The 17,012-nt window shown below is 71.2% G+C and carries 15 protein-coding genes; 9 read left to right on the forward strand and 6 right to left on the reverse strand.

The genetic code is table 11. The features are described from left to right. Positions 1–66 precede the first annotated feature (66 nt). The gene (locus BJ965_RS28700) at positions 67–1,407 is read right to left on the reverse strand and encodes a DUF2252 domain-containing protein (protein ID WP_184912428.1); all 1,341 of its coding nucleotides are present in this window, start codon (positions 1,405–1,407) and stop codon (positions 67–69) included. Positions 1,408–1,623: 216 nt separating this feature from the next. Between BJ965_RS28700 and dnaE the strand changes: the two genes are divergently transcribed. Continuing rightward, positions 1,624–5,163 (forward strand): DNA polymerase III subunit alpha, encoded by a 3,540-nt coding sequence (dnaE, locus tag BJ965_RS28705; RefSeq protein ID WP_184912430.1) that lies wholly within the window; start codon positions 1,624–1,626, stop codon positions 5,161–5,163. 91 nt (positions 5,164–5,254) lie between these two features. Here the strand turns inward: dnaE and BJ965_RS28710 are convergent, their stop codons facing one another. Beyond that, the gene (locus tag BJ965_RS28710) at positions 5,255–5,422 is read right to left on the reverse strand and encodes a hypothetical protein (RefSeq protein WP_184912432.1); all 168 of its coding nucleotides are present in this window, start codon (positions 5,420–5,422) and stop codon (positions 5,255–5,257) included. 221 nt (positions 5,423–5,643) lie between these two features. Between BJ965_RS28710 and BJ965_RS28715 the strand changes: the two genes are divergently transcribed. The 4 genes from BJ965_RS28715 to BJ965_RS28730 all read left to right on the forward strand — a co-directional run bounded on the left by BJ965_RS28715 (position 5,644) and on the right by BJ965_RS28730 (position 9,624). Next, positions 5,644–6,855, forward strand: coding sequence for an NYN domain-containing protein (locus BJ965_RS28715; protein WP_184912434.1), 1,212 nt, complete (start codon positions 5,644–5,646; stop codon positions 6,853–6,855). A 123-nt stretch (positions 6,856–6,978) separates the two neighbouring features. Further along, entirely contained in the window at positions 6,979–7,953 is a 975-nt protein-coding gene (locus BJ965_RS28720; RefSeq protein ID WP_184912436.1) for an ABC transporter ATP-binding protein, read from the forward strand. A 103-nt stretch (positions 7,954–8,056) separates the two neighbouring features. Next, positions 8,057–8,878 carry an ABC transporter permease gene (locus BJ965_RS28725; RefSeq protein ID WP_184912438.1) on the forward strand — a complete coding sequence of 274 codons (822 nt, stop codon included), beginning with the start codon at positions 8,057–8,059 and terminating at the stop codon, positions 8,876–8,878. 56 nt (positions 8,879–8,934) lie between these two features. Next, on the forward strand, positions 8,935–9,624 hold the full coding sequence (locus BJ965_RS28730) for a hypothetical protein (protein WP_030848301.1): 690 nt from the start codon (positions 8,935–8,937) through the stop codon (positions 9,622–9,624). A 22-nt stretch (positions 9,625–9,646) separates the two neighbouring features. Here the strand turns inward: BJ965_RS28730 and ybaK are convergent, their stop codons facing one another. From ybaK to BJ965_RS28750, 4 genes are all read right to left on the reverse strand, one after another. Further along, the gene (gene ybaK / locus BJ965_RS28735) at positions 9,647–10,150 is read right to left on the reverse strand and encodes a Cys-tRNA(Pro) deacylase (protein ID WP_184912441.1); all 504 of its coding nucleotides are present in this window, start codon (positions 10,148–10,150) and stop codon (positions 9,647–9,649) included. A gap of 10 nt (positions 10,151–10,160) precedes the next feature. Beyond that, a complete protein-coding gene (locus BJ965_RS28740) occupies positions 10,161–10,901 on the reverse strand; it encodes an LON peptidase substrate-binding domain-containing protein (RefSeq protein ID WP_184912443.1) in 741 nt (246 codons plus the stop codon). 11 nt (positions 10,902–10,912) lie between these two features. After that, positions 10,913–11,944, reverse strand: coding sequence for a hypothetical protein (locus tag BJ965_RS28745; protein WP_184912444.1), 1,032 nt, complete (start codon positions 11,942–11,944; stop codon positions 10,913–10,915). Between the two features lie 121 nt (positions 11,945–12,065). After that, positions 12,066–13,643 carry an oxidoreductase gene (locus BJ965_RS28750; protein ID WP_184912447.1) on the reverse strand — a complete coding sequence of 526 codons (1,578 nt, stop codon included), beginning with the start codon at positions 13,641–13,643 and terminating at the stop codon, positions 12,066–12,068. A 178-nt stretch (positions 13,644–13,821) separates the two neighbouring features. Here BJ965_RS28750 and hisD point away from each other — a divergent pair, with 178 nt between their 5' ends. From hisD to BJ965_RS28770, 4 genes are read left to right on the forward strand one after another with little or no spacing between them, the layout of a single operon-like run. Next, complete coding sequence (hisD, locus tag BJ965_RS28755) at positions 13,822–15,147, forward strand: histidinol dehydrogenase (protein ID WP_184912449.1); 1,326 nt, start codon at positions 13,822–13,824, stop codon at positions 15,145–15,147. Then, positions 15,144–16,256, forward strand: a complete 1,113-nt coding sequence (locus BJ965_RS28760) for a histidinol-phosphate transaminase (RefSeq protein WP_184912451.1) — start codon at positions 15,144–15,146, stop codon at positions 16,254–16,256. The genes hisD and BJ965_RS28760 overlap by 4 nt, the downstream gene beginning before the upstream one ends. Continuing rightward, positions 16,253–16,846, forward strand: a complete 594-nt coding sequence (gene hisB, locus BJ965_RS28765) for an imidazoleglycerol-phosphate dehydratase HisB (protein WP_030848330.1) — start codon at positions 16,253–16,255, stop codon at positions 16,844–16,846. Before BJ965_RS28760 ends, hisB begins: the two co-directional genes overlap by 4 nt. Then, positions 16,843–17,007 (forward strand): hypothetical protein, encoded by a 165-nt coding sequence (locus BJ965_RS28770; RefSeq protein ID WP_184912453.1) that lies wholly within the window; start codon positions 16,843–16,845, stop codon positions 17,005–17,007. Before hisB ends, BJ965_RS28770 begins: the two co-directional genes overlap by 4 nt. Positions 17,008–17,012: the final 5 nt, after the last annotated feature.

A 17,012-nucleotide genomic window follows, 5' to 3' on the forward strand; every position in this document is an offset into this window, starting at 1 on the left:
GAAAGGAGAGTCTGTCATGGGGGCCTGTAAGAGACCCCTAAAGGATGCCTGTGAGAGGCCTTTCCGTCACAGGCCCGGAATCCGTCCGTTGCGGAACAGGTCCACGAAGGTCTGATGGTCGGCACGCGCGCGTGCGCCGTAGGTGTGCGCGAAGTCGACCAGCAGGGGAGCGAAGCCCTCCTCGTCGGCCGCGAGCGCCGCGTCGATGGCCCGCTCCGTGGAGAACGGCACCAGGGACTCGCCGGACTGATCGTCCGCCGCCGAGTGCATCGTGGCCGTCGCCCGGCCGAGGTCCGCCACCACCTGGGCGATCTCCTCCGGGTCGTCGATGTCGCCCCAGTCGAGGTCCACCGCGTACGGCGAGACCTCGGCGACCAGCTGGCCCGCGCCGTCCAGCTCGGTCCAGCCCAGCCACGGGTCGGCGTGCGCCTGGAGGGCGCGCTGGGAGATGACCGTGCGGTGCCCCTCGTGCTGGAAGTACCCGCGGATCGCCTGGTCCGTGATGTGCCGGGAGACCGCGGGGGTCTGGGCCTGCTTGATGTAGATCACGACGTCGTTCTCCAGGGCGTCGCTGTGCCCCTCCAGCAGGATGTTGTACGACGGCAGCCCCGCCGAGCCGATGCCGATGCCGCGCCGTCCGACGACGTCCTTCACGCGGTAGGAGTCCGGGCGCGTCAGCGAGCTGTCCGGGAGCGTCTCCAGGTAGCCGTCGAAGGCGGCGAGGACCTTGTAGCGCGTGGCCGCGTCCAGCTCGACGGAGCCGCCGCCCGAGGCGAAGCGGCGCTCGAAGTCGCGGATCTCCGTCATCGAGTCCAGCAGGCCGAAGCGGGTCAGCGAGCGGGCGTCACGCAGCGCGTCCAGCAGCGGGCCCTGCGCCGTGTCCAGGGTGAACGGCGGCACCTCGTCGCTCTTCGCGCCCGTCGCCAGGGCGTGGATCCGCTCGCGGTAGGCGACCGCGTAGATCGTCACCAGCTCGGAGATCTGCTCGTCGCCGAGCGCCTTCGCGTAGCCGATCAGCGCGATGGAGGCGGCCAGGCGCTTGAGGTCCCAGGTGAAGGGGCCGACGTAGGCCTCGTCGAAGTCGTTGACGTTGAAGATCAGGCGGCCGTTGGCGTCCATGTACGTGCCGAAGTTCTCCGCGTGGAGATCGCCGTGGATCCACACGCGCGAGGTGCGCTCGTCCAGGTACGGCCCGCCCCGCTTCGACCCGAACTGATCAGAAACAGTCAGGTCGTGGTAGAAGAGGCCCGCCGTCCCCCGGTAGAAGGCGAAGGCCGAGGCCGCCATCTTGCGGAACTTCACGCGGAACGCGGCCGGGTCGGCGGCCAGGAGCTCGCCGAAGGCGGTGTCGAAGACGGCGAGGATCTCCTCGCCGCGGTGCTCGTCGTTGAGCTGCGGGAACGACATCGCTAGGTGCCTCCTGGTGCATGCGCTTCGGGGCGGCAGTTCCGCCCCCTGCCTAACGTGCGGCGGCCCGCGGGAGTGCCCGCGAACCCTCGCACGAAGGTACGCGGGTCGGCCCTCCGGGTGTCAGTGCCGAGGCATAGACTTCGACGCTGTCCCCAGACTGTCAGCAGCCTGCCGGACCCCATTGGACCGACTTTCTCCCTGGAGGCCGCAGCCGTGTCAAAGCCGCCGTTCACGCACCTGCACGTCCACACCCAGTACTCGCTGCTGGACGGTGCCGCGCGGCTGAAGGACATGTTCAACGCGTGCAACGAGATGGGCATGACGCACATCGCCATGTCCGACCACGGCAACCTCCACGGCGCGTACGACTTCTTCCACACGGCCCAGAAGGCCGGTGTGACCCCGATCATCGGGATCGAGGCCTACGTCGCCCCGGAGTCGCGGCGCAACAAGCGCAAGATCCAGTGGGGCCAGCCACACCAGAAGCGGGACGACGTCTCCGGTTCCGGTGGTTACACCCACAAGACGATGTGGGCGGTGAACGCGACCGGCCTGCACAACATCTTCCGGCTGTCCTCCGACGCCTACGCCGAGGGCTGGCTCCAGAAGTGGCCCCGGATGGACAAGGAGACCATCTCGAAGTGGTCCGAGGGGATCGTCGCCTCCACCGGCTGCCCCTCCGGCGAGGTCCAGACCCGGCTGCGCCTCGGCCACTTCGACGAGGCTCTGAAGGCCGCCGCCGACTACCAGGACATCTTCGGCAAGGACCGCTACTTCCTGGAGCTGATGGACCACGGCATCGAGATCGAGCACCGGGTCCGCGACGGCCTCCTGGAGATCGGCAAGAAGCTCGGCATCCCCCCGCTGGTCACCAACGACTCGCACTACACGTACGCGCACGAGGCGAGCGCCCACGACGCCCTGCTGTGCATCCAGACCGGCAAGAACCTCTCCGACCCCGACCGCTTCCGGTTCGACGGCACCGGCTACTACCTGAAGTCCACGGACGAGATGTACGCCATCGACTCCTCGGACGCCTGGCAGGAGGGCTGCGCCAACACCCGCCTGATCGCCGAGATGGTCGACACCACGGGCATGTTCGTCAAGCGCGACCTCATGCCCAAGTTCGACATCCCCGAGGGGTACACGGAGGTCAGCTGGTTCCGCGAGGAGACTCTGCGCGGCATGCACCGCCGCTTCCCGGACGGCATCCCGGACGACCGCATGAAGCAGGTCGAGTACGAGATGGACACCATCATCTCGATGGGCTTCCCGGGCTACTTCCTCGTGGTCGCCGACTTCATCATGTGGGCCAAGAAGCAGGGCATCGCGGTCGGCCCCGGCCGAGGCTCCGCGGCCGGCTCGATCGTCGCCTACGCCCTCGGCATCACCGACCTCGACCCCATCCCGCACGGCCTGATCTTCGAGCGGTTCCTCAACCCCGAGCGCATCTCCATGCCCGATGTCGACATCGACTTCGACGAGCGCCGGCGCGTCGAGGTGATCCGGTACGTGACGGAGAAGTACGGCGCCGACAAGGTCGCCATGATCGGCACGTACGGCACCATCAAGGCCAAGAACGCGATCAAGGACTCCGCGCGCGTGCTGGGCTACCCGTACGCGATGGGCGACCGCCTCACCAAGGCCATGCCCGCCGACGTCCTCGGCAAGGGCATCAACCTCGACGGCATCACCAACCCCGAGCACCCCCGCTACTCGGAGGCGGGCGAGATCCGGGCGATGTACGAGAACGAGCCGGACGTGAAGAAGGTCATCGACACCGCCAAGGGCGTCGAGGGCCTGGTCCGGCAGATGGGCGTGCACGCCGCCGGCGTGATCATGTCCAGCGAGACCATCACCGACCACGTCCCCGTCTGGGTCAGGCACACGGACAAGGTCACCATCACCCAGTGGGACTACCCGAGCTGTGAGTCGCTCGGCCTGCTGAAGATGGACTTCCTCGGCCTGCGCAACCTGACGATCATGGACGACGCCGTCAAGATGGTGAAGTCCAACAAGGGGATCGACATCGATCTCCTGAGCCTCCCGCTCGACGACCCCACGACCTTCGAACTGCTCCAGCGCGGCGACACCCTCGGCGTCTTCCAGTTCGACGGCGGCCCCATGCGCTCCCTGCTCCGGCTGATGAAGCCGGACAACTTCGAAGACATCTCCGCCGTGTCGGCCCTGTACCGCCCGGGCCCCATGGGCATGAACTCCCACACGAACTACGCGCTGCGCAAGAACGGCCAGCAGGACATCACGCCGATCCACCCCGAGCTGGAGGAGCCTCTCAGGGAGGTCCTGGACGTCACCCACGGCCTGATCGTCTACCAGGAGCAGGTGCAGAAGGCCGCCCAGATCATCGCCGGCTACTCGCTCGGCGAGGCCGACATCCTGCGCCGCGTGATGGGCAAGAAGAAGCCCGAGGAGCTGGCGAAGAACTTCGTCCTCTTCCAGGCGGGCGCCCGCAAGAAGGGCTTCAGCGACGAGGCCATCCAGGCGCTGTGGGACGTGCTGGTCCCCTTCGCCGGCTACGCGTTCAACAAGGCGCACTCCGCCGCGTACGGACTCGTCTCGTACTGGACGGCGTACCTCAAGGCGAACCACCCCGCCGAGTACATGGCCGCGCTGCTCACGTCCGTGAAGGACGACAAGGACAAGTCGGCTGTCTACCTCAACGAGTGCCGCCGCATGGGCATCAAGGTGCTCCCGCCGGACGTCAACGAGTCGATGTCCAACTTCGCGGCCCAGGGCGACGACGTGATCCTCTTCGGCCTCTCCGCCGTCCGCAACGTCGGTACGAACGTGGTCGAGTCGATCATCAGGTGCCGCAAGGCCAAGGGGAAGTACGTCTCCTTCCCGGACTACCTCGACAAGGTGGAGGCGGTGGTCTGCAACAAGCGCACCACCGAATCGCTGATCAAGGCCGGCGCCTTCGACGCCATGGGCCACACCCGCAAGGGCCTCACCGCGCACTACGAGCCGATGATCGACAACGTGGTCGCGGTCAAGCGCAAGGAGGCCGAGGGGCAGTTCGACCTCTTCGGCGGCATGGGCGAGGCCGAGACCAGCGAGCCGGGCTTCGGACTCGACGTGGAGTTCTCGCCCGACGAGTGGGACAAGACCTATCTGCTCGCCCAGGAGCGGGAGATGCTCGGTCTGTACGTCTCCGACCACCCGCTGTTCGGCCTTGAGCACATCCTGTCCGACAAGGCCGACGCCGGTATCTCCCAGCTGACCGGAGGTGAGCACTCCGACGGGGCGGTCGTCACCATCGGCGGCATCATCTCGGGCCTCCAGCGCAAGATGACCAAGCAGGGCAACGCCTGGGCCATCGCCACCGTCGAGGACCTCGCCGGCTCGATCGAGTGCATGTTCTTCCCCGCGACCTACCAGCTCGTCTCGACCCAACTCGTCGAGGACGCCGTGGTGTTCGTCAAGGGCCGTCTCGACAAGCGGGAGGACATCCCGCGGCTCGTGGCGATGGAGCTGATGGTGCCGGACCTGTCCAACGCGGGCACCAACGCGCCGGTGGTCCTCACCATCCCGGCCACCCGGGTCACCCCGCCGCTGGTCAGCCGGCTCGGCGAGGTGCTCAGCCACCACAAGGGCGACAGCGAGGTCCGGATCAAGCTCCAGGGGCCGACCAAGACGACCGTGCTGCGGCTGGACCGGCACCGGGTGAAGCCGGACCCGGCCCTCTTCGGCGACCTGAAGGTGCTGCTCGGACCGTCCTGTCTGGCCGGGTGACGCGGGGATCTCGATGCGCTCGAGGGGCGTACCCGGCATCGGGTACGCCCCTCGTGCGTGTGCGTGGGTCCAACAACCCCTCACGCAGACGTCAGTTGTGGCCGAAGCTGCGCTTTCGCTTGCCGGACGGGGCCATCTCGCCGGGGGTCACCTCGACCTCGGGCTGGGGCTCCGTCTGCGAGGCGGGGCTGCGGTCGGCCCGCTGACCACGCTCGGTCGGACGCTGCTGCTTACGGTCACGGTTCTTGTTCTTGGCCATGGTGATGCCTCCTGTGGGGGACTAGGGGCCAGGGCCGGGACCAGATTCACACAGGCCGACAACGATCGCATGTCGGACAATTACCGTGCGTGACAGGGCTGGTCAGGGAGGGAAGTCCCGAAACGCCACGCCGAAGATCGAGTTCCGGCCGTTAAGCTCCGCGCCGTCGGGCAGACTCGAAGCAAGCCCGAAGCAAACCTCCTGGGAAGAGGGTGAGTCGCGTGGACCGCTGCATCGTCCTGGTGGACGCTGGGTATCTGCTGGGAGCCGCGGCGAGTCTCCTCGCCGGGGAGCCCTCGCGGTCCCGCATCACCGTCGACCACTCCGCCCTCATCCAGGGGCTGCGCGAACGCGCCGAGTCCGACACCCAGCAGCCGCTGCTGCGCATCTACTGGTTCGACGGCGCCCCCGACCGGGTCCCGCAGCCCGAGCACCGCAGGCTGCGCGTGATGCCCCGGGTCACCGTTCGGCTCGGCGCCCTGACCCGCAGCGACGGCCGCTGGGCACAGAAGGGCGTGGACGCCGCGATGCACGCCGAGCTCACCGAACTGGCCCGCAACCGCGCCTGCTCCGACGTCGTCCTCGTCACCGGCGACGGCGATCTGCTGCCCGGCATGATGGCTGCCAAGGAGCACGGCGTCGCCGTCCACCTGTGGGCCGTCCAGGCCGCCGACGGCGACTACAACCAGTCCGAGGATCTGGTCGCCGAGGCCGACGAACGGCGCGTCCTGGACCGCGCGTGGATCACCAAGGCCGTCCGCGCCAAGGACTACACCGGGGTGTGCGCGCCGCAGCCCGCGCCCCGGCCCGAGATCGCCGCGATCCTCTCCGCGCCGCTGCCCGAGTCCGCGCTCGGCGCCCCGGCCGAGAGGCCCGCCCCGCAGCCCCGGCACCCGGTGGACGGCCCCGGGGAGAACGGCACCGGGGAGCGGATGGCCGCCCCCAAAGGCGTCCCCACGCCCAAAGACCTCGCCGCCCTGCGCGCCCCCGGCACCCAGCCCGCCCAGCCCCCCGCCTCCGCCACCCTCCGGTGGTCCTCCGACAAAGGCTGGGTCGACCGGCCCACGGCCGAGCCCCCCGAGGCCGCCTCGATGCCGACGCTGGCCCAGCTGACCACGGCCGAGCAGCGGTGGGCCGACCGCGAGGAGGACATCACCACCGTCGGCGGTGACTCCTTCGAGGTGGGGCAGGTCTTCGCCCGGCGCTGGGTCGAGCGCCTCGGCGACCAGAGCCACCTGCAGAAACTGTCCGGGATGTACCCGCGCATCCCGCACCGCGTCGACGGGGAGCTGCTGCGCTACGCCGCCCGCTTCGGCCTGCTCGCCCACAAGGACGACCAGATCGACGAGCGGGACCGTTACGCCATCCGGGCCGGCTTCTGGCGGGAGATCAGTGTGCGCACGGGCGTGGAGCACCCGCCCCTGGACGCCTGAGTTCTTTGCCGACGGATTTCCCGGTACGGACCGACCCGAGAGCGGACCTGGGCCGCCGACCCCGTAGTCTCGTCCCTTGTGAGTAAGCGCGCGGCACAGGCATTTCGGCACGATGGTGACGTCGTGTGCGCGGTGCGCGGGCTGACCAAGACCTATCCGGCGGTCCGGGGCCGGCGCGGCACCCCCGCAGCACCCGAGGTCCGGGCCACGGACGACGTGACGCTCGACATCCGCCGCGGCGAGATCTTCGGCCTGCTCGGTCCCAACGGGGCCGGCAAGTCCACCCTCGTGCGCCAGCTGACCGGGCTGATGCGGCCCGACCGCGGCAGCGTGGAGATCCTCGGGCACGACATCGTCCGCCACCCCGAGCGGGCCGCGCGGATCCTCGCCTACCTCGGGCAGGAGTCGACCGCCCTCGACGAGCTGACCGTGTCGCTCGCCGCCGAGACCACCGGGCGGCTGCGCGGCCTGGACGTACGGCACGCGCGGGCCGAGCGGGACGCCGTCCTCGACGAGCTGGGGCTCGCGCCGCTGGCCGGGCGGCCGCTGAAGAAGCTCTCCGGGGGCCAGCGGCGCCTGGCGTGCTTCGCGGCGGCCCTGGTGGGGGAGCGGCCGCTGCTCGTGCTGGACGAGCCGACCACCGGCATGGACCCGGTGGCGCGGCGGGCCGTGTGGTCCGCCGTCGACCGGCGCAGGGCCGAGCACGGGACGACCGTGCTGCTCGTGACCCACAACGTCATCGAGGCCGAGACGGTGCTGGACCGGGTGGCCGTCCTCGACCGGGGGCGGGTGATCGCCTGCGACACCCCCGCCGGGCTGAAGGAGCAGGTCGCCGGTGAGGTGCGCGTCGACCTGGTGTGGCGGGTCGCGGCCCCGCTGCACGTGCCCGAGGTGGCCGCGCTGAAGGACCGCGTCGTGGAGTCGGGCCGCCGCTGGACGCTGCGGCTCGGGCCCGAGGAGGCCCGGGCGGTCGTCGCGACCGTCACCGGCGGCGCCGCCTTCGCCGCCCTGGACGACTTCACCCTGGCCACCCCCAGCCTGGAGGACGTGTACCTCGCCCTCGGCGGGGCCGTGCAGCAGGGGCTGGTGAAGGTGTGAGCGCGAGGACACAGGGCGCGCGTGCCGTGAGCGGACCGGCCGCCGCATCCGTACCGAACAGGCGACTGCCGCAGTGGACCCGAGCGAAGGGGAGCAGCGCGACGTGAGTGTCGTACCCGCCGATGTCCTGCCGGGCAGTGCCCTGGCGGTGGAGGAGCCCGCCGCGCGTGCGGCCGAGCTCGGACCTCGGGCGCGGCTGTGGCCGTCGCTGGCGGCCGTGTACCGGGCCCAGCTCTCCCGGGCGCGGGTGGCGCGGATCCCGCTGCTGTTCGTGGCGACCTTCCAGTCGGTCGGGATCATGATCCTGATGCGCGGGGTCGTGGACGACGGGTCGGAGGCGCAGGCCGTCGTCGCCGGGTCGTCGGTCCTGGTTGTCGCCTTCGTCGCGCTGAACCTGCTCGCGCAGTACTTCGGACAGCTGCGGGCCAGCGGCGGCCTCGACCACTACGCGACGCTGCCGGTGCCCCCGGCGGCCGTGGTGCTGGGCGCGGCGGGCGCGTACGCCTCGTTCACCGTGCCCGGGACCGTCGTGACCGCGGTGTTCGGCTGTGTGCTGTTCGGGCTGCCGATGGCCCATCTGTGGGTCCTCATGGCCGTGATCCCGCTCGCGGGCGCCGCGCTCGCCGGGCTCGGTGCCGCGCTGGGGCTGCTCGCGCCCCGGCCGGAACTGGCCACGCTGCTCGGGCAGCTGGGCATGTCCGCGGCCCTGCTGCTGGGCGTGCTGCCGGCGGACCGGATGCCGGAGGTCGTGCGCTTCACGCGGGATCTGCTGCCGTCGACGTACGGCGTGGAGGCCTTCGCGCGGACGTTCGGACCGCACCCCGACTGGGCCTTCGTGCTCGGCGATCTCGCGGTGTGCGGGGTCGTCGGCGTCGTCTCGCTGGCCGTGGCGACCTGGGCGTACCGCCGGGCGGCCGTCCGTTGAGCGCGGAGCGGTCCTCCGGTGACGCGGGGCACGAGCGGGGCTGGCACGATGGCAGGGTGACCGCACCACTGACTCCGCCACCGCCGCCGCATGAACACTCCGCACAGGGTGCGTGGCAGCCGCCGGCCGCCGGGCCTCGGGCTCCCGGTTCCCAGCACGCCGAGTACGCCGGGGACGGCTGGTACGGACAGGACGGCCCGGGGATGAGGACGGAACTGCGGGAGGCCGCCGTGATCGCGGTGGCCGTGGCGCTCGGCGGTGTGCTGCTCGGGGTGCTGTGGTGGTGGCTCGCGCCGCACGTGCCGCTGGTCGGCGACGTGGTGGAGAAGAGCTGGGTCGTCTACCTCAAGGACACCGAAGGGGAGCAGGCCATCGGAGTCGACGGCACGTTCACGCTGCTCGGGCTGGGCTTCGGGGCCGTCAGCGCGCTGGTCGTCTTCCTGCTGCGGCGGCGCGGAGGCGTGCCGCTGGTGGTGGGGCTGGCCCTCGGCGGGCTGCTCGGGTCGTTGCTCGCCTGGCGGGTCGGGGTGTGGCTCGGCCCCGCCGAGGACGTGATCGCGCACGCTCGGGAGGTCGGGCGGGGCGTGACGTTCACCGCGCCGCTGAAGCTGGGCGCCAAGGGTGCGCTGCTGGCCTGGCCGCTCGCCGCGCTGGTGCTGCACCTCGGGCTGATGGCGCTGTTCGGACCCCGTGACCCGGAGCCGGAGTTCCCCGAGGGGCCGTATCAGGCACCGCCCGCCGTGTGAGCGCCCGGCGCCGGGTCCGCGGCTACGCCCGGCCGACGGGGGCGAGGACCGCCTCGGTCAGCTTGGCCAGGTCCTCCGGCGCCAGTTCCACCTCGAGGCCCCGCCTGCCCGCCGAGACGCAGATCGTCGGGTGGGAGGACGCCGACGCGTCGAGGACGGTGGGGAGCTTCCTGCGCTGGCCCAGGGGTGAGATTCCGCCCCTGACATAGCCCGTCGTGCGCTCGGCCAGCGCCGGGTCGGCCATCGCCGCGCGCTTGCCGCCCACGGCCGTCGCCAGGGCCTTCAGGTCCAGTTGGCCCGCCACCGGGACCACCGCGACCGTCAGGGTGCCGTCGACGTCCGCGACCAGGGTCTTGAAGACGCGGTCGGGGGAGACGCCCATGGCCTCGGCCGCCTCCTCCCCGTAGGAGGGGTGCGCGGGGTCGTGGTCGTAGGAGTGGACCGTGTACGTCACGCCTGCCGCCGTGAGGGCCACCGTCGCGGGGGTGCCACCTGTCTGCTGCTGCTTCTTCGGCTTCTTCGCCATGCGGATCCGCTCAGTTGAGGCTCATCGGGCCGCGCGTCAGCTCCGACGCGGGCAACGACGGCAGACTACGGATGATCGCCGTCTCGGAGCGAAGGAGTTTCAGCTCGTCGCGCAGGCGGGACGCCGTGTCGGGCGCCTGGAGCAGGCGCTGCTTGGTCGGGGTGTCCAGCATCATCGCCGCGGCCACGAGGTACGACACCACGCCCGGCTCGTCCGGCAGCTCGGCCCCCGTCGCCAGGGACCGCTCCCGGGCCCCGGCCAGCCGCTTCTGGTACTGGCGGAAGGACCGCAGCACGCCCTCGGCCAGCGGCGCGGCCTCGTCGCCCGGTTCCTCCTCCAACGGCTCCAGCTCGGCCGTCAGGAAGGGCCCGGACGCCTCGACCGACAGCAGCTTCACCCGGGTCGTGCCGGTCGCCAGCACCTCGAAGGAGCCGTCGGCGCCCTCCCGGATCGTCGCCGCGTCGGCGATGCAGCCCACCTTGTGGAACGCCTTGACCGGGTCCGTGCCGAAACCGGCCGCGGGTCCCCGCTCGGGCAGCGCGGTCGGGTCGGGCATGCCGGGTGCGGTCGAGGCCACCTCGTGGCCGTCGCGGATCGCCACGACGGCGAACCGGCGTGACTCGTCCTCGGGCGTCTTCAGCAGCTCGCGCATCATGGCGCGATACCGCTCCTCGAAGACGTTGAGCGGGAGCACGAGCCCCGGGAACAGCACCGAGTTCAGGGGGAAGAGGGGGAGCCGGACGGTGGTCACGACGCAAAAGCCTAATGGTCGCCGGGACGGACTCGTCCGCCCCGTTCACTCCGTGGATGCCAGGACGGGTCCCCGGCCACCGCGGACCGCACGTCCTCGCGCACGTGCAGGAAGTGCCCGAGCGGGTCGTCCGACACCTGGTCCCAGGGGAAGGAGGTGGCGTACGGGCCGTTCAGGCGCAGCTGTTCGACGGCGTCAGGCCAGCGCTCCAGGCGTACCAGGACGAAGATCAGCAGGTTGCGCATCCGGGCCGGCCAGGGGTCGTGGGCCGGCAGTCGCGGGGACAGCGCGATCGCCCGGTCGACGGCCGCGTCCAGCCGCTCGCGCGGCACCTCGGGCCCGCAGTCGTCGGTGAGGTAGCCGAAGGCCGCCCGCAGCGGCAGGGCCTGGACCAGCGCGCCGGCCGGAGCGTCCTGGGCGGCGCGGTCGGCGAAGTCGAAGCACTCGTGGTGCGAGCCGTGCCAGGAGGAGGCCAGGTAGCGCAGGGCCGCCACATGGCAGCCGTAGTGGTGCGGGGCACGGCGGACGGCCGCCGCCCACAGTTCCTCGAAGTACGTGTGCCCGGCCTGTGCGCCCCGGGCGTGGTCGAGCGCGAGCCGCCAGGGCACCGGGTCCCGCCGGTCGCCCCGGGCCGCCGCCGTGATCAGCGGACTCACCTCGCGCAGCAGCTCGGCCCGGGCCGGTGACCGCCAGGCGCGGTCCACCGCCAGCTGGGCCCCGACCAGCAGCGCGTCGGGGTCCTGCGAGGCGGTGGCGAGCCAGGCGTCCAGCCACTCGGGCCGGGAGCGGGCGAAGGCGGCCAGCCGGGTCACGTACCGGTCGCGCCGCTCCCACTCCGAGGCCACACGGGTGGCCAGGAGCAGCGAGGCGGCCGGGACGTGGTCACCCCGGGCCGCGGCGACCAGCGCCGGGCTCAGCCGGGCGTCGGGTGCGTCGAGCAGCACCTCGTCGTCGGCGCACGGCTCGCCGACGAGGTGGGGGGAGGTGCTTGCCATCCGGCTCGCGCGGATGAACGGGAGCTGCATTGCCATGGTGCCGACCATTGAAAGTCGGCTGGTCGTGGCGGCGCCAGACTGTTCATGGAACCCACGGAAAGTTGTACATCCGATGGTCAAGAGAACGTAAAACCGCGACAGTTCGACAACTGTGGTCACACCAGCACCATCAGTTGCGCCGCAGCAGCCGCGTCGCCCCCGCCGCCACCGTCGTCGCCAGGACCCAGCCCAGAAGGATCATCGCCGTCGCCAGCCACTGCCAGCCCCCACGTAACTGCCAGAAGCCCACCTGTCCCAGGTCGATGACGGGCAGCAGCAGGTCGAGGGTGAACAGCGCCGGGTCCCACTCCGGGTGCTCGCCCCGCTTCAGCGGCGGATGGCCGGCCTGCGCGAAGGCGAGGGAACCCGCCGCCCACAGCACCGCCATCCACACCGCGGCCCGGCCCGGCCGGTACCCGTAGGCGACCGTCCAGTCCTGTGCGTAACCCCACAGCTTGGCCGCCATCGGCAGGCTCTCGCGATGCCGTCGCTGCTTGGCCAGCAGCACCTCACGGGCGTCCTCGTCCTCCCCGCCGGCCCGCAGCACGGCAGCGAGCCGCTCGTACGGCTCCGGGTTGTACTCGGCGGTCGCCGCCGCCACCCACGCCAGCCGTTCGGACGGCGGGAACGGCCCGCGCGGCACGAGGTTCTCGTAGGCGAAGCCGCCCATGTGCAGCCGCCCCGGGCCCGGCCAGGCGTCCGCCCGGTCCATCAGGTTGACGATCTTCGCCCCGGACAGCACCACCCGCCCGCGCACCGGTTGCTCCCCGAGGAACCGCAGCTCCGGCGTCTGCACCCGGCGCAGCGACAGCTCCTGGTCGTCCGTGAGCGTGAACCTGGCCCGCTCGAAGTCGACGGCGTCGCCGAACCGGCCGTCGTCCAGCCGGATCCCGCCCTCGCACGCGAAGCGCTGGATGCGCGTCCCCTGCGCGGGGGTCATCCCGCTCATCGCCTGGGCGCCGACCCCCGCCGGCGTAAGATAGAGACTGCGCTCGACCGTCAGCTGGGGGGCGTTCAGCGCGAGCCGCTCGAAGGGGTTGCTCAGCCGCGCCCCGCGCAGGCTCAGGGACACGCCGACGGTGGCGGCGCGCAGGCTCAGCTCGCCGTGCGACTTCAGCAGCTCGGCCTGGAGGTCCTGGCCGACGGTCATGCCGTCCGCGGCGATCGACCGGCCGCTGTGATCCCGGTGGACGATCGCCTGGTTGAGCATCAGGTCCGTGCCTATCTGCGCGTCCGTGAGCCGGATGCCGTGGTGGAAGCGGCAGCGCGGCAGATGCAGATCGCCCTCGGTGTGCACCCGGGCCGCCTCCAGCCGGGGCACCGAGCAGTCCACCATGCGCAGGGTGGTGAAGCGGGCCTCCGGCAGCAGCACGTCCTGCTCGAAGCGGCACCGGCGCATCTCGACGTACGGCACCACCGTGCCGCCCGCGAGGTCCAGGGAGCCGCTGACCTGCACCCCGATCAGCTTCAGCGACGACACACGGCCGGCCAGGGCGGGCGGCCCGTCGAGGAGCAGCCAGCACACGATCCGGGCCCGGACGGTCCGCTCCTCGCCCCACGGGTGACCGCCGTGCGGATCGTCGGCCACGGCATCGCCGCAGCTCAGGTCGTACACGGTGCCGTTGCGGAAGGCCTGCCACATGCCGGCCTCGGCCGCGGTCAGGTCGTCGGGCAGATCCCCGTCACGGACGCCGGCCCCCTCGGTCACAGCTCTTCCTTCCTCCCCAGGTACTCACGGGTCACTTGCCTAGTACACCGGTTCATGCCCGCTGTGTGACGGCCCGAACGCAAGACGTGAAGGTGATCTTCCGGGGTGCCGCGGCGTTCTGTATCAGCCATTGATACGCGCGGACGACGCCTCACCCGGGTCTGAGAGAATTGAGCACGTGATCTCCCGAATCGATCTGCGCGGCGACGCCCTCGTCGAGGGCCCCGCCCTGCGCGACCTGCTGCCCCGAGCCGACTTCGACGTGGCGGCCGCCCTCGAGAAGGTGCGTCCGATCTGCGAGGACGTGCATCATCGGGGCGACGCGGCGCTGATCGACTTCGCCGAGCGGTTCGACGGAGTCCGGCTGGATCAGGTGCGGGTGCCGGCCGCCGCGCTCACCCGTGCGCTGGAGGAACTCGACCCGGCCGTGCGCGCGGCCCTGGAGGAGTCCATCCGCCGCGCCCGGACCGTCCACCGCGCCCAGCGCCGCGACACGCACACCACCCAGGTCGTGCCCGGCGGCTCCGTGACCGAGAAGTGGGTGCCGGTCGACCGCGTCGGGCTGTACGCGCCCGGCGGCCGGTCCGTCTACCCGTCCTCCGTGATCATGAACGTGGTGCCCGCCCAGGAAGCCGGCGTCGAGTCCGTCGCGCTCGCCTCTCCCGCCCAGGCCGAGTTCGGCGGCCTGCCGCACCCGACGATCCTCGCCGCCTGCGAGCTCCTCGGCATCGACGAGGTCTACGCCGCCGGCGGTGCCACGGCCGTCGCGATGTTCGCCTACGGCACCGAGTCCTGCGCGCCCGCGAACATGGTCACCGGCCCCGGCAACATCTGGGTCGCCGCCGCCAAGCGCTACTTCACCGGCCGCATCGGCATCGACGCCGAGGCCGGCCCGACCGAGATCGCGGTCCTCGCCGACGACACCGCCGACCCGGTGCACGTCGCCTCCGACCTGATCAGCCAGGCCGAGCACGACCCGCTGGCCGCCGCCGTCCTCGTCACCGACTCCGTCGAGCTGGCCGACGCCGTAGAGAAGGAACTGGAGCCGCAGGTCGCCGCCACCCGGCACGTCGAGGACCGGATCGTCCCCGCCCTGTCCGGCAGGCAGTCCGCGATCGTGCTGGTCGACGGCATCGACGAGGGCCTGAAGGTGGTCGACGCGTACGGCGCCGAGCACCTGGAGATCCAGACGGCCGACGCCGCCGCCGTGGCCGACCGCGTCCGCAACGCCGGCGCGATCTTCATCGGCCCCTGGGCGCCCGTGTCGCTGGGCGACTACGCGGCCGGGTCCAACCACGTCCTGCCCACCGGCGGCTGCGCCTGCCACTCCTCGGGCCTGTCCGTCCAGTCCTTCCTGCGCGGCATCCACATCGTCGACTACACGCGCGAGGCGCTGGCCGACGTCGCGCACCACGTGGTCACGCTGGCCGAGGCGGAGGACCTGCCGGCCCACGGCGCGGCGATCAAGGCGAGGTTCGACTGGAAGGTTCCCCCGGGCAAGTGAACGACGTACGCATCGACGATCTCCCCGTACGGGACGAGCTGCGCGGCAAGTCCCCCTACGGCGCGCCCCAGCTGGACGTCCCCGTACGGCTGAACACCAACGAGAACCCCTACCCGCTGCCCGAGCCGCTGGTCGAACGCATCGCCGAGCGGGTCCGGGAAGCCGCCCGGAACCTCAACCGCTACCCGGACCGGGACGCGGTCGAGCTGCGTACGCGGCTGGCGGAGTACCTGACGGACACGTCCGGACACGAAGTCGGCGTCGCCAACGTCTGGGCGGCCAACGGCTCCAACGAGGTCATCCAGCAGCTGCTGCAGACCTTCGGCGGACCGGGCCGCACCGCCATCGGCTTCGAGCCTTCGTACTCGATGCACGGCCTCATCTCGCGCGGCACGGGCACCGGCTGGATCTCCGGTCCGCGCAACGAGGACTTCACCATCGACGTCGCCGCCGCCGAGAAGGCCATCGCCGAGAACCGGCCGGACGTCGTCTTCATCACCACCCCCAACAACCCCACCGGCACGGCCGTGCCGCCCGAGACGGTCCTCGCGCTGTACGAGGCCGCCCAGGCGGCGAAGCCGTCGATGGTGGTGGTCGACGAGGCGTACATCGAGTTCAGCCACGGCGACTCGCTGCTGCCGCTGATCGAGGGCCGCCCGAACCTCGTCGTCTCCCGCACGATGTCCAAGGCGTTCGGCGCCGCGGGCCTGCGCCTCGGCTATCTCGCGGCGCACCCGGCGGTCGTCGACGCCGTCCAGCTGGTCCGGCTGCCCTACCACCTGTCGGCCGTGACCCAGGCGACCGCCCTGGCCGCCCTGGAGCACACCGGCACGCTGCTGGGCTACGTCGAGCAGCTCAAGACCGAACGGGACCGCCTGGTCACCGAACTGCTCGCGATCGGCTACGAGGTGACCGCGTCGGACGCGAACTTCGTGCAGTTCGGCCGCTTCGAGGACTCCCACGCGACCTGGCAGAAGATCCTCGACCGGGGCGTCCTGGTCCGGGACAACGGCGTGCCCGGCTGGCTGCGGGTCACCGCCGGAACCCCCGAAGAGAACGACGCGTTCCTCGACGCGGTCCGTGAACTGAAGAAGGAGCAGAGCGCATGAACCGCGTAGGCCGCACAGAGCGGGTGACCAAGGAGACCTCGGTCCTCGTCGAGATCGATCTCGACGGCACCGGCAAGACCGACATCAAGACCGGCGTCGGCTTCTACGACCACATGCTCGACCAGCTCGGCCGGCACGGTCTGTTCGACCTCACGGTGAAGACCGAGGGCGACCTGCACATCGACTCGCACCACACCATCGAGGACACCGCCCTCGCCCTCGGCGCCGCCTTCAAGCAGGCCCTCGGCGACAAGGTCGGCATCTACCGCTTCGGCAACTGCACGGTCCCCCTGGACGAGTCCCTCGCCCAGGTCACCGTCGACCTGTCCGGCCGCCCCTACCTCGTGCACACCGAGCCCGAGAAGATGGCGCCGATGATCGGCGAGTACGACACGACCATGACCCGGCACATCCTGGAGTCCTTCGTGGCCCAGGCGCAGATCGCGCTGCACGTGCACGTGCCCTACGGGCGCAACGCGCACCACATCGTGGAGTGCCAGTTCAAGGCGCTCGCCCGCGCCCTGCGCTACGCGTCCGAGCGCGACCCGCGCGCGGCCGGCATCCTCCCGTCCACGAAGGGCGCCCTGTGAACGGCACCTCGACCCTGCTGATCGTCGTCGGCCTCTTCCTCGTCGGCGGGATCTACTCCTTCATCAAGCAGCAGATGCCCAAGGGCCTGATCGTGCTGCTGTCGATCGGCGCCGCGATGTGCCTGGCGGCCGGTGTGGTGAGGCTGGAGGTGTGGAATTGAGCAGC

It is taken from the genome of Streptomyces luteogriseus (assembly GCF_014205055.1).
In the GTDB taxonomy this organism is placed as follows: domain Bacteria; phylum Actinomycetota; class Actinomycetes; order Streptomycetales; family Streptomycetaceae; genus Streptomyces; species Streptomyces luteogriseus.

Coding starts and splice junctions, on each gene's coding strand:
- BJ965_RS28700 (WP_184912428.1), bottom strand. CDS start 1,407: ATGTCGTTCCCGCAGCTCAACGACGAGCACCGCGGCGAGGAGATCCTC.
- BJ965_RS28710 (WP_184912432.1), bottom strand. CDS start 5,422: ATGGCCAAGAACAAGAACCGTGACCGTAAGCAGCAGCGTCCGACCGAG.
- ybaK (WP_184912441.1), bottom strand. CDS start 10,150: ATGGCGAAGAAGCCGAAGAAGCAGCAGCAGACAGGTGGCACCCCCGCG.
- BJ965_RS28745 (WP_184912444.1), bottom strand. CDS start 11,944: ATGGTCGGCACCATGGCAATGCAGCTCCCGTTCATCCGCGCGAGCCGG.
- hisB (WP_030848330.1), top strand. CDS start 16,253: ATGAACCGCGTAGGCCGCACAGAGCGGGTGACCAAGGAGACCTCGGTC.